The organism is Pseudomonas sp. SWRI154 (genome assembly GCF_014268645.1).
In the GTDB taxonomy this organism is placed as follows: domain Bacteria; phylum Pseudomonadota; class Gammaproteobacteria; order Pseudomonadales; family Pseudomonadaceae; genus Aquipseudomonas; species Aquipseudomonas marvdashtae.
Map to the genome: position 1 here is coordinate 175,066 of NZ_JABWQW010000002.1, position 14,462 is coordinate 189,527.

General features: G+C 60.2%; 15 protein-coding genes and 1 pseudogene. 8 read left to right on the forward strand and 8 right to left on the reverse strand.

The window, feature by feature from the left end; all coding sequences use genetic code 11:
• Window positions 1-88: 88 nt before the first annotated feature.
• Window positions 89-1,084 (forward strand): tRNA dihydrouridine(20/20a) synthase DusA, encoded by a 996-nt coding sequence (gene dusA / locus HU806_RS02820; RefSeq protein ID WP_186609801.1) that lies wholly within the window; start codon window positions 89-91, stop codon window positions 1,082-1,084.
• Between the two features lie 178 nt (window positions 1,085-1,262).
• Window positions 1,263-2,189 (forward strand): transaldolase, encoded by a 927-nt coding sequence (gene tal / locus HU806_RS02825; RefSeq protein WP_186609802.1) that lies wholly within the window; start codon window positions 1,263-1,265, stop codon window positions 2,187-2,189.
• A gap of 100 nt (window positions 2,190-2,289) precedes the next feature.
• On the opposite strand, the gene rssC is transcribed toward tal, so the two are convergent.
• The 3 genes from rssC to HU806_RS02840 all read right to left on the reverse strand — a co-directional run bounded on the left by rssC (window position 2,290) and on the right by HU806_RS02840 (window position 4,986).
• Complete coding sequence (gene rssC, locus HU806_RS02830) at window positions 2,290-2,772, reverse strand: anti-sigma factor antagonist RssC (RefSeq protein WP_186609803.1); 483 nt, start codon at window positions 2,770-2,772, stop codon at window positions 2,290-2,292.
• Complete coding sequence (gene rssB, locus HU806_RS02835) at window positions 2,772-3,953, reverse strand: two-component system response regulator RssB (RefSeq protein WP_186609804.1); 1,182 nt, start codon at window positions 3,951-3,953, stop codon at window positions 2,772-2,774. The genes rssC and rssB overlap by 1 nt, the downstream gene beginning before the upstream one ends.
• Window positions 3,954-4,296: 343 nt before the next feature.
• Window positions 4,297-4,986, reverse strand: coding sequence for an MlaA family lipoprotein (locus tag HU806_RS02840; RefSeq protein ID WP_186609805.1), 690 nt, complete (start codon window positions 4,984-4,986; stop codon window positions 4,297-4,299).
• 202 nt (window positions 4,987-5,188) lie between these two features.
• Between HU806_RS02840 and pcrP the strand changes: the two genes are divergently transcribed.
• Together pcrP and HU806_RS02850 are read left to right on the forward strand one after the other, a co-directional pair.
• Window positions 5,189-5,809 (forward strand): HAD superfamily inactivated hydrolase PcrP, encoded by a 621-nt coding sequence (gene pcrP / locus HU806_RS02845; RefSeq protein WP_186609806.1) that lies wholly within the window; start codon window positions 5,189-5,191, stop codon window positions 5,807-5,809.
• A 178-nt stretch (window positions 5,810-5,987) separates the two neighbouring features.
• Window positions 5,988-6,260, forward strand: coding sequence for a DUF4404 family protein (locus tag HU806_RS02850; RefSeq protein WP_346657144.1), 273 nt, complete (start codon window positions 5,988-5,990; stop codon window positions 6,258-6,260).
• Window positions 6,261-6,348: 88 nt separating this feature from the next.
• Here the strand turns inward: HU806_RS02850 and queF are convergent, their stop codons facing one another.
• Together queF and HU806_RS02860 are read right to left on the reverse strand one after the other, a co-directional pair.
• The gene (gene queF, locus HU806_RS02855; protein WP_186609808.1) at window positions 6,349-7,179 is read right to left on the reverse strand and encodes an NADPH-dependent 7-cyano-7-deazaguanine reductase QueF; all 831 of its coding nucleotides are present in this window, start codon (window positions 7,177-7,179) and stop codon (window positions 6,349-6,351) included.
• A gap of 93 nt (window positions 7,180-7,272) precedes the next feature.
• Window positions 7,273-7,419 (reverse strand): annotated as a pseudogene (locus HU806_RS02860) (copper-binding protein); the annotation flags it as partial.
• A 156-nt stretch (window positions 7,420-7,575) separates the two neighbouring features.
• Here HU806_RS02860 and HU806_RS02865 point away from each other — a divergent pair.
• Both HU806_RS02865 and HU806_RS02870 read left to right on the forward strand, forming a co-directional pair.
• Window positions 7,576-8,256: a heavy metal response regulator transcription factor gene (locus tag HU806_RS02865; protein ID WP_186609809.1), complete on the forward strand. Its 681-nt coding sequence runs from the start codon at window positions 7,576-7,578 to the stop codon at window positions 8,254-8,256.
• A complete protein-coding gene (locus tag HU806_RS02870; RefSeq protein WP_186609810.1) occupies window positions 8,253-9,605 on the forward strand; it encodes a heavy metal sensor histidine kinase in 1,353 nt (450 codons plus the stop codon). Before HU806_RS02865 ends, HU806_RS02870 begins: the two co-directional genes overlap by 4 nt.
• A 161-nt stretch (window positions 9,606-9,766) precedes the next feature.
• Here HU806_RS02870 and HU806_RS02875 read toward each other — a convergent pair whose 3' ends face one another.
• From HU806_RS02875 to HU806_RS02885, 3 genes are all read right to left on the reverse strand, one after another.
• On the reverse strand, window positions 9,767-11,011 hold the full coding sequence (locus tag HU806_RS02875) for a lipoprotein-releasing ABC transporter permease subunit (protein WP_186609811.1): 1,245 nt from the start codon (window positions 11,009-11,011) through the stop codon (window positions 9,767-9,769).
• Between the two features lie 64 nt (window positions 11,012-11,075).
• Window positions 11,076-11,759, reverse strand: coding sequence for a lipoprotein-releasing ABC transporter ATP-binding protein LolD (lolD, locus tag HU806_RS02880; RefSeq protein WP_162843734.1), 684 nt, complete (start codon window positions 11,757-11,759; stop codon window positions 11,076-11,078).
• 7 nt (window positions 11,760-11,766) lie between these two features.
• Entirely contained in the window at window positions 11,767-13,017 is a 1,251-nt protein-coding gene (locus tag HU806_RS02885; RefSeq protein WP_186609812.1) for a lipoprotein-releasing ABC transporter permease subunit, read from the reverse strand.
• A gap of 94 nt (window positions 13,018-13,111) precedes the next feature.
• On the opposite strand from HU806_RS02885, the gene HU806_RS02890 reads away from it, so the two are divergent.
• The gene (locus tag HU806_RS02890; RefSeq protein ID WP_181286899.1) at window positions 13,112-13,708 is read left to right on the forward strand and encodes a PilZ domain-containing protein; all 597 of its coding nucleotides are present in this window, start codon (window positions 13,112-13,114) and stop codon (window positions 13,706-13,708) included.
• A complete protein-coding gene (locus HU806_RS02895) occupies window positions 13,705-14,427 on the forward strand; it encodes a glycerophosphodiester phosphodiesterase family protein (protein WP_186609813.1) in 723 nt (240 codons plus the stop codon). Before HU806_RS02890 ends, HU806_RS02895 begins: the two co-directional genes overlap by 4 nt.
• Window positions 14,428-14,462 lie beyond the last annotated feature (35 nt).

Genomic DNA, 14,462 nt, shown 5'->3' on the forward strand with positions numbered 1-14,462 from the left:
CTCGCGCGCAGGCGCTGGGCCAACCGCAATCGCTAACGCCCCATACCTGATAAACTGGCCGCCCTTCGCATTTTGCCTCCAGATTCCCATGCCTTCTCAAGAAATTTCTAAACAATCGGTCTCTCGGCGCTTCAGTGTTGCACCCATGATGGATTGGACTGACGCCCATTGCCGCTACTTCCTGCGCATCCTCTCCAAGCATGCCCTGCTCTACACCGAAATGGTTACCACCGGCGCGCTACTCAACGGTGACCACGAGCGCTTCCTGCGCCACCATGGGACCGAACACCCGCTTGCCCTGCAATTGGGCGGCAGCGTTCCGGCCGACTTGGCGGCGTGCGCCCGGATGGCCGAGGAACATGGTTACGATGAGGTCAATCTGAATGTCGGTTGCCCCAGCGACCGAGTGCAGAACAACATGATTGGCGCCTGCCTGATGGGGCATCCAGGGCTGGTGGCCGATTGCGTGAAAGCGATGCGTGATGCGGTGTCGATTCCAGTGACAGTCAAGCATCGGATCGGAATCAACGGACGCGACAGTTATGAGCAGCTGTGTGATTTCGTCGGCACGGTGCACGAAAGCGGGTGCACGAGTTTCACCGTGCATGCGCGAATTGCGATCCTGGAAGGGCTGTCGCCGAAGGAGAACCGTGACATTCCGCCGTTGCGGTATGACGTGGTGGCGCGGTTGAAAGCTGATTTCCCTGGGCTGGAAATTGTCCTGAACGGCGGGATCAAGACGCTCGAGGCGTGCCACGAACACCTGCAAACGTTCGACGGTGTCATGCTCGGACGCGAGGCCTACCATAACCCGTACCTGCTGGCCGAAGTCGATCAACAGCTATTCGGCAGCACGGTGCCGGTCATCAGCCGCGCCGAAGCCTTGGCACAGTTGCGGCCTTATATCGCCCATCACTTGGCCACAGGCGGCGCCATGCATCACATCACTCGGCATATATTGGGGCTGGGCACTGGCTTCCCGGGGGCCCGACGGTTTCGGCAGTTGTTGTCGGTGGATATCCACAAGACCAAGGATCCACTGGCGCTTCTGGATCAGGCGGGACACTTGCTTGAAGGGCGGTAACCGTCACTTGCTTTGAACCTGCGAGCTGTTTTGGCATCGTATCTAGCAGTAGTTGCCCCGGCCTTTCAAACAGCCGTTTTCAGGTTGTTGCCGCTGGAGCCATCGATACCTCTTCACACCCTTGAGTGGCTGCCGGCCCTCGGGTAATGTCAACGGACCCATAGGACAGAGCACGCCCATGACTTCCAAGCTGGAACAACTCAAGCAGTTCACTACCGTCGTGGCCGATACCGGCGACTTCGAAGCCATCGCCCGCATCAAGCCCGTAGACGCTACCACCAACCCTTCCCTGCTGCTCAAGGCCTCGGCCATTCACGGCTACGCCGAGCTGCTGAACGCCTGCGTGGCGGACTGCAAGGGCGATGTGGGCTTGGCGAGCGACCGTTTTGGCGTCGCGGTGGGCCAAGAGATCCTGAAAGTGATTCCGGGGCGCATTTCCACCGAAGTGGATGCGCGCCTGTCGTTCGACACCGAGGCCATGTTGAAGCGTGCCCATCGCCTGGTCGACCTGTACGACAAGGCCGGCATTGGCCGTGAGCGCGTATTGATCAAGATCGCGTCCACCTGGGAAGGCATCCGCGCCGCCGAGAAGCTGGAGCGCGAGGGTATCCAGTGCAACCTGACCCTGCTGTTCTCCTTCGCCCAGGCCGCCGCCTGCGCCGATGCCGGCGTGTTCCTGATTTCGCCGTTCGTGGGTCGTATCTATGACTGGTACAAGAAGGCCAATGGCAACGATTACACCGGTTCCGATGATCCGGGCGTGCAATCGGTGACGCGCATCTATAACTACTACAAGGCCAATGACTACAAGACCGTGGTCATGGGCGCAAGCTTCCGCAATCTCAACCAGATCGAGCAACTGGCCGGCTGCGACCGCTTGACGGTCAGCCCTGAACTGCTGGAAAAACTGGCCGCCGACGAGGGCAAGTTGGAACGCAAGCTGGCGCCTGGGCAAGCCGGAGAAGCACGCTTGAGCCTCAACGAGGCACAGTTCCGCTGGCTGTCCAACGAGGACGCCATGGCGACCGAGAAACTGGCCGAAGGCATCCGCCAGTTCGCTCGGGATCAGGAGAAGCTGGAAGCGTTGCTGCAAGCCAAGCTCTGAATTGAGTCAGCGACATGCAAAAGGGCGAACCTGAATGGGTTCGCCCTTTTTTGTGCGTGATGTAGCTGCTGCGGTAAGGTCGCTCAGCCGATAGAGAGAATCAAGGCCGCTCCAACGCGTTGACCAAGTCATGGAACGCTTCACGGTTGGAGTCGTTCAGGCCCATCAGGATCTTGTGGGCTTCCAGCACCTTGATCCGCACTTCCTCTTCGGACTGGTCCTGGTCGGGCAGATCGTCCAGGCACTCCGGGCATGGCACCGGGTCGCCGACGATATTGAACACTTGGTCGAAGCCCATCGATTGCAGAAGACGGGTGATATCGTTGTGGGTGGTCACGACGGTAGGCAGCAGGCCGACCTTTTGCCGCGACAGGATCGACAGCTTGGCCAGCAAGCCCAAGGTGGTGCTGTCGATGCTACGGGTTTCGGTCAAGTCGATCACGATAGCGCTGAAATTCAACGCGGTGAAAATCTTTTCGATTGTCGCATCCAGCGCTGAACACAAGGTCAGGCGCACTTCACCGACAAACTTCAGGACAAATGTGCCGTCCTGCTCGGCGAACTGGATTCTACCGGTACTCATCAAAGGTTCCTGCTCAACACTAACAGGGCGATATCATCCGGCATCTCCCCTAGCGTGGCTAATCCAAACACTTGCCGCAGGCCTTCCAGGCTGCCGCCCGCCGCACTTACCCGTTCAGGCAAGGCCGCTTCTTTCTCTTTGAGTGTAGGTTCTGACAAAAGGTCCAGAATGCCATCAGACATCAGCGTCAGGCTGAACGCCGGAGGCAGTTCCAGCACGTGGTCTTCATAGGTCGCCTCGTTGAACAGGCCCACCGGCAAACCACGCCCTTCCAGGTAACGAACACTGTCGGGTGTATACAACACAGGCAACGGCAGGTGACCGCCGATGCTATACGTCAACAAACCAGTCTCCTCGTCGATGACTCCACCGACCATCGTGACGTGTTTACCCAGCTTACAACTGATCAGGCCCCGGTTGATATGCCCAAGGACTTCCGAAGGCTTGAATTCCGGCAAAGTACCGTTGCGCTTGGATTCGAACAGCAGGCGCGTGGTCATGAATTTCAGCAGTACCGTCACGAACGCCGACGAAGCGCCATGGCCGGAAACGTCCGCCAGATAGAACGCCACTCGACGTTCATCGACCCGGAAATAGTCAACAAAATCCCCCGACAGGTACAACGACGGGATGATCTGGTGGGCAAAGCGGAAGCCATCGACTGTCCAGGGGCTGACCGGCAGCATGTTCATCTGCACCTGGCGCCCGGCATTCTGGTCTTCCTGCAGCAGGTTCAGGCTGGCTTCCAGCTCGCGATTGGCCGTCTCCAGCTTCTCGCGGTAACGTTGGTTTTCCACCAACAGGCGCGAGCGATCCAGCGCCCGGCGTACCGAGTGCTCAAGCACGGCGAGGTCTTCGAGGGGCTTGATCAGGTAGTCCGCCGCGCCCAGGCGCAAGGCTTCGACCGCGTCGTTCATCACGCCCGCACCCGACACCACGATCACCGGAGTCTGCGACGACAGCTCGGTGACCTGGCGAATGAGTTCGAGTCCGCCCATCTGCGGCATGCGCAGGTCGCAGATGACCAGGTCGGGCTTGTCCTGCTCGAATACCTGGAGACCCTGTTGGCCATTGCTGGCCTGCAGGACGCTGAAACCACTGTCTTCCAAGTAGGCTGCGAGACTGGCTCGCACCACTTCGTCATCATCGATTATCAGCAGCGTGGCACTGGTTATTGGCATGTGGGCAAACGGCGCCAGAATTAGGTTGGCGTAGCGGGCTGGGCAATCGGGCCTGGCGCGCACTACTGGATTCGCTTTCTAGCCTCTCTGTCGTACAGGTTTCAGGCCTTTGCCCTACACGCATATACATCAGAGGTGCCCTTCTAAGGCGCAGACGGTACTCCCATCCGCGGGGTGTTTCAAGCTCATGCAGATAGCCGCTTGCCGTCTTTATTTGTCAAAGTCCGGAGAGTTATAAGAACCGAGCGAAGCGTAACTCAATGGAAGGATGGATCTGCGCCTTAACCAACGCCAAAGCGAAGAAGGCGACCTTTCGGCCGCCTTCGTGTTTTGCAAATCGAAATCAGAAATCGTCTTCGACCTGGCCATCCTTGACCTTGAATTCGCGGTTTTGCAGGTAAGCATTGCGGATGAACACGTATTTATCGCCGCTGACCATCTTCTCGGCCGACAGCAGGCTGGCGCGGGTGTCGACGATGTTCAGGCCCCAGATCGAATTGCGCACCGATACATTATCGATATACGGGTACGGCGTGGCATAGCTGTCGACCATCTTCGCAGGCGCATCCCGCAAGGTGCTAGGCCCGAGCAAGGGCAGCATCAAGTACGGCCCACTGCCCAGCCCCCAGTACCCCAAGGTCTGGCCAAAATCTTCGTCGTTGCGCTGCAACCCCATCTTGGTGCCTACGTCGAAGAAGCCCAAGAGGCCAAAGGTGGTGTTGAAGATCAGTCGTGCAGTGTCGACCCCGGCGGCGGCCGGCTTGGCTTGCAGCACGTCGTTGACCAGGTTGCCCATGTCACCGATGTTGCGGAACATGTTGTGGATGCCGTCCTCGAGGAATTGCGGCGTTACGTATTGATAACCTTGCGCCAGCGGCTTGAGGGCATAGGTGTCGATGGTGTCGTTGAAGGTAAAGATCGGACGGTTGACGCTTTCCCATGGATCTTCTTCCGTGGCGGCCTGGGCGGCGAACGGCACCAGCAGGACGCTGGCAGACAGACACAGCTGAGCTAGACGATGGCTCCAGCGCATAGGGAAAACTCCTTGGATTAATCTGGCAAGGGCGCCGAGCCCAGGCGGTAGGGTGGCTAGTATAAGGCGGAACGCGTGGATAGGCAGCACTGAAAAGAGCAGCTGGCTGTAGGAACATTCCGCGATCCGCCGCCTTCATTTCATTGTCACCTGACTGTCATAGGGCCTCGTTAGGCTGCTTGGTTATTTCAAGGACGTTCTCATGCCCCGCGCCGAAGCCCTGCCCCTCCCCGCTCCCAGCCTCACCGCTGTACTGTTTGGCCTGAGTGGATGCCTGGTGGATTTCGGCGCGCGTGTTCGCCAGCCAGGGGCCACGCCGACCGATCTCGCACAACCGACACCCGGTGCATTGGAAAGTCTGCAACGTTTGCAGCATCTGGATATTCCCTGCGCCTGGCTCGACGAATTGCCGCCTGCTGTCAGCCATAGCCTCGCCGCCTCATTGCCGGCATTCATCAAGGCGCCGCAACTTCCTGCAACAAATCAGCCATGGCCAGCACCGCACGCTTGCTGGCAATCGCTGATGGCGCTGAACGTCCAGCAATTGGACGGCTGCGTGTTGATCAGTGGCGAACCGAAGTTGTTGCAGTCGGGGCTCAACGCCGGGTTGTGGACCATCGGGCTGGCTTCCTGTGGCTCGTTGTGCGGCCTGGCACCTGCCGAGTGGCAGGCCTTGAGCCAACAAGAACGGGAGGCCAAACGCGCCAAGGCCACCGTGCAGCTGTTCGGCCTCGGCGTGCATTCGGTGATCGACCATCTGGGAGAACTCGATACCTGCCTGGCCGATATCAGCCTGCGCCGACTTAAAGGCGAGAAGCCGTGACCCGGATCATGCAGGGCGTGTAAGTGTGGATTACTCTTAAGGCAAGCCACGGACTTTTGACGCCGCGTCACGGTCCATGGAAGTGCCTATCAATAAAGGGAGTACGCCAATGCCTGCCAGCCGGGAATTGCAAGAACAACTCGATGCCTTGCGCGAGCAATTGGACCAGAGCCCCCCGCTGACCGACCCGGAGCGCGAGAGTCTGCAAGGGCAACTCAACACCTTGCGTGAGCGACTGGGAGAGGACTCGCCGCTACCTGAACCTCAGCGCGAAAATCTACAAGAGCTGATGGCTCAACTCGAAGCCAAAATCCAGTTGGAGACGGCTCTACCGAACTCCAGTCTCGCCGACGATGTAAACTTGGCCGTGGAACGCTTTGAAGTCGATTATCCTGGTATCGCGAGCACGTTGCGCAACATCATTTTAACGCTGGGCAACATGGGCATTTGAATGCCTGATCCAGAAAAGCCCCGCTGACGATAGCGGGGCTTTTTAACGGCAGCGAGCTGAAATGCAAACTCGCAACCACATGAATGATCTATTGCCGAACCAGTCGACCGTTCGGCAACTGCACCGCTTCAGTACTGCGATACGGATTGATATCCAACCCACCCCGCCGCACATACCGTGCATACACTGTCAGTTTCTCCGGCTTGAGCAAGCGCTGCAGGTCGAGGAAGATCCGTTCGACGCACTGCTCGTGGAAGTCCGAATGCTGACGGAAACTGACGATGTAGGCCAGCAGGCTCGCGTGGTCCAGCGCCGCACCGCGATACTCCACCGCTACGCTGCCCCAATCCGGCTGGCTGGTCACCGGGCAATTGGATTTGAGCAGATGGCTGTGCACGCTCTCCTCGACGATGCGCGATGCATCGCAACGCAGCAGCTCCGGGCGTGGGTGCTCGTAGGAATCGACGCTGATGTCCAACTCGTCGATGCACGCACCGGGCAGCGCCACGATGCCCTCGCTTTCCACATCCTTGAGACTGCGAATTCGTACACCCACTGGCTTGCCAGCAGCGGCCGAAAGGTCCTTGCGCAAGGTCGCTTCCAGGCTGGCGGTATCGGTGAATGGGGTCTGGTTCAACGAGTTCAGGTACAGCTTGAAAGATTTCGATTCGATGATGTTCGGCGAATCCGCCGCAATGGCGAACTCACCGATAGCCACCACCGGCTTGCCGGACGGTAGCAGCCAGGACAGCTCGAAACAGTTCCAGAAATCCACGCCCTTGTACGGCAATGTCTCGGCCGTCAGCCCTAGCTCCGCCCATTTTGCGGTGCGCGGAATGGGAAATAGCAATGAGGGCGTGTACGTGGCGATGTATTCGCTGGATTTGCCCAGCGGCGAATGTTCGGCTGCAGGATGCATGACGGAAACCTGACTGAAGAATCAGCGGATTCTACCAGTCTTTTCCACTACCTTTGAGTGCTTACTGACTGACAGTCAGGTCGCCCTTCACTACATGTCGCCGATCACTACGTCGATACTGCGACTGGCCTTGGTCGCGGGTGCGGGCTGGCCGAAATCAAAGTGCCCCGGTGACGCCCAGGATGAAGTACTCAATGTCAGCGCGGCAGCGGCCAGGGCCAGGCGGTTTATCGTCAACATATTCATAATCCGACAAGTTAAGGTTCAATTTGCCGAAGACTCTAGACAGGTGCGACTGCCAATTGACTGACATTTACGTTACAAGTTTGTCAGGTTTCCCCACCACTCCAGCCGCCACGGTATAACGCCCTCATTCAACACCGCCTCGAGCCGCCCATGAAACTGCTGATCGTCGAAGACCAACTGAAAACCGGCCAATACCTGCGCCAAGGCTTGAGCGAAGCCGGTTTCAACGCCGACCTGGTGGCCGATGGCATCACCGGCCAGCAACTGGCCCTGAGCGGTGAATACACGCTGCTGATTCTCGACGTGATGCTGCCCGGTCGTGATGGCTGGCAGATCCTGCAAGCGGTACGCGGGGCTGGGCTGGACACGCCGGTGCTGTTCCTGACCGCGCGCGATGCGGTGCAGGATCGGGTACACGGGCTGGAACTGGGCGCCGACGATTACCTGGTCAAGCCCTTTGCCTTTTCCGAACTGCTGGCCCGGGTTCGAAGCCTGTTGCGTCGGGGCAGTTCGGCGACCCAGGAAACCAGCCTGCAACTGGCAGACCTGCGCCTGGACCTGATCCGCCGGCGGGTAGAGCGCAGTGGCCGACGTATCGATTTGACCGCCAAGGAGTTTTCCTTGCTGGAAATGCTGCTTCGGCGCCAGGGCGAAGTGCTGCCAAAGTCGCTGATTGCATCGCAGGTCTGGGACATGAATTTCGACAGCGACACCAACGTCATCGAGGTGGCAATCCGGCGTCTGCGGATCAAGGTCGACGATGAGTTTCCCAATAAGCTGATCCACACCGTGCGCGGCATGGGCTATGTCCTCGAAGAGCGCAGCCTGTGAATCGTCGATGGTCGCTGAGCAATCGCTTGGCTCTGCTTTTCGCTGCGTGCACCGCCATTGTGTCGTTGTTTGCAGGCGTGCTGTTCAGCCGAGGCAGCGAGGCGCACTTCATCGAGCTGGACCAGCAAGTGCTCGAAGCCAAGTTGATTGGCGTGCGGCGCGCCTTGCAGGACAGCCATGGCCACGATCCGCGCAAACTCCTGGACGATGAGTTGAGCCGTCAGGCAGACCTGGCCTTGCGCATCAAGGACAACGAAGGCGCCAGCTGGCATGGCGGCTCGATTCGAATTCCAGCGCAAGTGCCGGAGCGGCTTGGCTTGTCCACGCTCAGCGACGCCAACAATGATTATCGGGTGCTGAATGCGCCGCTGTATCTTGATCGCGCGGACTCAGCGCAGCTCACGCTGTTGCTCGACATCACTCATCACCAGCACTTCCTGCAGCGGATGCAGCGCCTGATCTGGTTGACCGTCGGCCTCTCGGCCGTGGCCACCGCCCTGCTCGGCGCCTGGGCAGCGCGACGTGGTCTGCGCCCCTTGCGACGCATGGGCGCCATTGCCAGCAATGTCTCGGTCCGCTCACTCAACGCCCGACTGCCAGAAGAGCATATGCCCGCCGAACTGGCGGAATTGGCCCACAGCATCAACGACATGCTCGGACGCCTGGATGACGCCTTTCAACGTCTCTCTGCCTTTTCCGCCGATATCGCCCATGAATTGCGCACGCCATTGTCGAACCTGCTGACTCACACTCAGGTCACGCTCACCCGTGAGCGCTCGCTGGAGGATTACCGCGAAGCGCTGCACGGCAACCTCGAAGAACTGCAATGGATGGCGCAACTGGTCAACGACATGCTCTACCTGGCCAAGGCCGACCATGGCCTGCTGGCGCTCCATCGCGAACCGCTGCAATTGGCCGAGGAAGTGGATGTGCTGCTGGATTTTTTCGCACCCCTGGCCGAAGACGCCACTGTGCGCCTGAGCCGCGAGGGCGAGTGCCGTATCGAGGGTGACCGCAACATGGTGCGCCGGGCCCTCTCCAACCTGATGGACAACGCCCTGCGCTTCACTCCCGATGGCGGCGAAGTGCGTGTGCGGATTGTGGATGGAGCTCAAGAGGTGAGTGTCAGCGTGGAGAACAGCGGCGAAGGCATTCCAGCGGACTTGCTGCCGCGCCTGTTCGACCGTTTCTATCGCGCCGATTCGTCCCGCCAGGAAGGCAGCAGCGAGCACGCTGGACTGGGGCTGGCCATCACCCGCTCGATCATCCGTGCCCATGGCGGGGAGATCCGCTGCGAATCGGCTGATGGCTGGACGCGGTTCGTGATTGATTTGCCTAACGGACGTTGAGGTCTGCCCGTGGCGAGGGAGCTTGCTCCCGCTGGGCTGCGTAGCGGCCCCAAAATCTCGCTCACCCAAATGACCGGCGGATGCTTCGATATTTTAGGAGCGCTGCGCATTCCAGCGGGAGCAAGCTCCCTCGCCACAGAAGCTCTCTCCCGGCAGACGCCTCAGGAATACCGCAACGCCTGCGCAGGTTCGATCTTCGCCGCGCGCCACGCCGGGTATACGGTGGCGAGGAAGCTCAGGATGAACCCGGCGGAGCAGATCAATATCACGTCGCCACGCTGCAGCTCCGACGGCAAGTTGCTGACGAAGTACACGTCTGAACTGAAGATATGCTGGCCGCTGACCCGTTCCAGCCACCCCACCAATTCGCTGACGTTCAACGCCGCAATTACCCCCAGCACGCCGCCGATCAACGTGCCGACGACGCCAATCACTGTGCCCTGGACCATGAAGATCGCCATGATCTGCCGCGGTGTGGCGCCGATCGTGCGCAGGATGGCGATGTCCGCGCCTTTATCGTTCACTACCATGATCAAGGTGGCGATGATGTTGAACGCCGCCACCGCGACGATCATCAACAACAGCAGGCCGATCATGGTCTTTTCCATTTTCATGGCGCTGAACAGGCTGCCCTGGGTGTGGGTCCAGTCGTCGGCCTTGTAGGCCGCACCAAGGCCGGTGGCGATATCACCGGACACTTTCGGGGCCGCGTACAAATCCTTCACCGCCAGGCGCACGCTCTGCACCTGGTTCGGCTGCCAGTGCTGCATCTGTGCGGCGTCGGCGAGGTGGATCAGCGCCATCGAGCCGTCCAACTCCGCACCAACCTTGAACACACCCACCACATTCAGCCGCTGCATCCGTGGCGTGATGCCGCCCGGCGCGGTGCTGACTTCCGGCACGATCAAGGTCAGCTTGTCGCCGACGTTGAGGCGGAAACGCCGGGCAGTGATTTCGCCGATGACAACGCCAAACTCGCCCGGCTTCAGGGCATCGAGACGCCCCTGGACGATGTGCTGGGCGACGATCGAGACCTTGCCTTCCTGGGCCGGGTCAATGCCGCTGATCTGGATCGGCTGCATCGAACCCTTGTGGCTGAGCATGCCTTCCATTTCAGTGAACGGCACTGCGGCGGTCACTTCGGGATTCTTCAACGCTGCGGCGGCCACCGGCTGCCAGTCGTCGATAGGATTGACGCCGACGATGGTCGCGTGTGGCACCATGCCGAGGATGCGCGAGCTCATTTCGCGCTGGAAGCCGTTCATTACCGACAACACCACGATCATCGCCAGCACGCCCAAGGCGAGGCCGATCATCGAGGTCATGGAGATGAACGAAACAAAGCGATTGCGGCGCTTGGCGCGGGTATAGCGCGTGCCGATAAAGATCGATAACGGTCTGAACATTCGCGGGGCACCGTATGAAAATAAAAGACCCGGCGCTTTTCAACAGGCGCCGGGTTTCGGTCGATCAGATGGGCGTCAGGCAACCTTCCTGCAAGTGCAGGACACGGTCCATCTGGCGGGCCAGGTTCATGTCGTGAGTCACCACCAGGAACGCGGTGCGCATCGAGGTGCTGAGTTCCAGCATCAAGTCCTGGATGCCTTGTGCGGTGTGGGAGTCGAGGTTACCGGTGGGCTCGTCGAGCATCACCAGCCCCGGCTTGTTGACCAGGGCACGGGCAATCGCCACGCGCTGGCGCTCACCACCGGACAGCTCGGCCGGCTTGTGCTCCAGGCGATGGCCCAGCCCTACCCGCTCCAGCAACGCCGTGGCGCGCTGCCGGGCTTCGGGAATTGCCGTGCGGCCGATCAACAGCGGCATGCAGACGTTCTCCAGCGCCGTGAATTCGGGCAGCAAATGGTGGAACTGGTAGACGAAACCCAGGGACCGGTTGCGCAGCAGGCCCCGGGCCTTCTCGTTCAGCGCCGACAGTTCTTCCCCGGCCAGCCAGACACTGCCGGCAGTCGGCGTATCCAGGCCACCGAGCAGGTTGAGCAAGGTACTTTTGCCCGATCCGGAGGTGCCGACAATCGCCACGCGCTCGCCAGGATGCAGCTCCAGTTGCAGGCCCGACAACACCACCACCGACTCCGGTCCTTCCTCGTAGGATTTGCCCAGGTTGCGGCAGCTCAAGATAGCTTTTTCACTCATGCCCGACTCACTCATAACGTAACGCCTCTGCCGGCTGGGTGCGCGCGGCACGCCAGGCTGGGTACAGGGTGGCGAGGAAACTCAGGATCAACGCGGCGCCGCAGACCATCAACACGTCATCGGACTGCAACTGCGATGGCAGGTAGTCGATGAAATACACGTCGGCGTTGAGAAACTTGTGCCCGAGCAGCCCTTCAAGGGCGGCAATCGCGGCGCTGACATTCAATGCGGCGAACATCCCGACCAAGGCCCCCACGAACGTACCGATCACCCCGATGACCGTGCCCTGGACCATGAAGATGCGCATGATCTGCCCCGGCGTGGCGCCGAGGGTGCGCAGGATGGCGATGTCGCCTTTCTTGTCGTTCACCACCATCACCAGCGTCGAGATGATGTTGAAGGCCGCCACGGCCACGATCAGCAACAGCAGCAAGCCGATCATGGCCTTCTCCATGCGGATCGCCTGGTACAGGTTGCCGTGGGTGCGGGTCCAGTCACGGGCGTAGTAACGGTCTTCGCCGAGCTGCTGGGCAATGCTCCAGGCAACGCGCGGCGCCTGGAACAGGTCGTCGAACTTCAGCCGCAGGCCCTGCACCTGATCCGGCTTCCAGCGATGCAGGCGGGCCAGATCCTGGAGATTGGTCACACCCAGGTAGCCGTCCAGCTCGCCGGCGCCGACATGGAAAATGCCGACCACGGTAAAGCGCTTCATGCGTGGGAACATCCCGCCCGGCGTCACGGTGACCTCCGGAGCGACAAACGTCAGCTTGTCGCCGATGGCCACGCCGAGCTTGGCCGCAGCCTTGTCGCCGATAACGATACCGAAGCTGCCCGGCGCCAAGTCGTCGAGTTTCCCCTGTTTCATGAAGTTGTCGATGATCGACACCTGCCGTTCGAGCCCGGGGTCGATGCCGTTGAGCAAGACCTTGGACACCTTGCCGTCGTTGGTCAGCAGCCCCTGCATCTGGGTGAAAGGCGCAACGGCCAGGACCTGAGGGTTCTGCTTGACCTTGGCGGCCAGGCTTGGCCAGTCGCTGATGGCTTCCCCGGTTTCGAGGGTCGCGTGGGGCACCATGCCCAGCACGCGGGTGCGCATTTCATGATCGAAGCCGTTCATCACCGATAGCACGACAATCATCACGACCACGCCCAAGGCGAGACCGATGATGGAAGTCAGGGAAATGAACGATACGAAATGATTGCGACGCTTTGCACGGGTATAACGCGTGCCGATGAATACGAAGAGAGGTCTGAACATGTCGGGGCTTGTTCGGAGGGAAAAGGAACGTCCTTGTGGCGGGGGTCACAAACCAGCTTTACACTCAGACCACCGCCGCTACCATGGGTTCGCCATGTCGACATTAGATGAAGAAGATCGCCGCGAATACTACCGTATCGAGGACACGATCGCACTGGAAATTCGGCCCTTGTCCATTCCTGAAGCTGCCAGCCAGGAAGTGTTGCAGGATGAGTCCCCACTGTTCAATCTGCTCAGCGAACTGCACCTGAGCGAATTCGAGTCACAACACCTGTTGCGCCAGATCAGCGAGCGCGAACGCAGCATCGCGGCCTATCTCAAGGCCATGAACAAGCGCATCGATTTGCTCAGCCAGGTCATCGCCGTGACGGTACTCGGCGAAATCGGCGAGCCCCAGCCGGTGATCATCTCCGAAGGTGGCATCGACTTCCAATACCCCACCCCCATTGCCGTCGGCGCACACCTGTCGATCAAACTGGTGCTGATGCCCCAGGCCTTGGGGTTGTTGCTCCGGGCCCGCGTTACCCATTGCGACCCCAAGGGCGGTGGCTATGACGTAGGCACCGAGTTTGAGCACCCGACCGACGCCCAGCGTCAATTGCTGGCCCGCTATATCCTGCAAAAACAGGCTCAAGAACGACGCCTGGCCCGAGAACTGAACGAATCTGGCATCAATAAGGAAGAACCGTGACCCTCATTTATGGCCACCGCGGCGCCAAGGGCGAAGCACCGGAAAACACCCTCATCGGTTTCCAGGAATGCCTCAAGCACGGCGTGCGCCGTTGCGAGCTGGACCTGCACTTGTCAATGGACGGCGAATTGATGGTGATCCACGATCCGACCCTCAAGCGCACCACGGACCGTCGGGGCAAGGTCGTTGAGCACACCGCTGCCGAACTGGTGACCTACGACGCGCGCAAGGGTGGACCGGGTTGGATCAAGCCTTGCCCGATCCCGCGCCTGGAAGAACTGTTCGAACAGTGTGATTTCGAGCACTGGCAGCTAGAGGTTAAAAGCGCATCGCGCACCCGGGCTGCCGCGACCGTACTGGGGATCCGCGAGATGGCCCAGCGTTTCGGGCTGCTGGACAAGATCACCATCACGTCCAGTTCCCGGGAAGTGCTCAAGGCCGCCCTGGACCTGACGCCAGATATTTCCCGTGGACTGGTGGCCGAATACGCCTGGCTCGACCCGTTGAAGGTAGCCCAAAGCTATGGCTGCGAGATTCTCGCGCTGAACTGGACCCTGTGCACGCCGGAACGCCTGGTCAAGGCGCAGCGCCAGGGGCTGCATGTGTCGGTGTGGACCGTCAACGAGCCCGCGCTCATGCGCAGGCTCGCCGACTTTGGCGCTGACAGCCTGATTACAGACTTTCCCGGTTTGGCCACTGCCACCCTCGAGAATTGCTGAAATCGGTCTCCCCGGCCGGCTCAGGCCACCGGCCG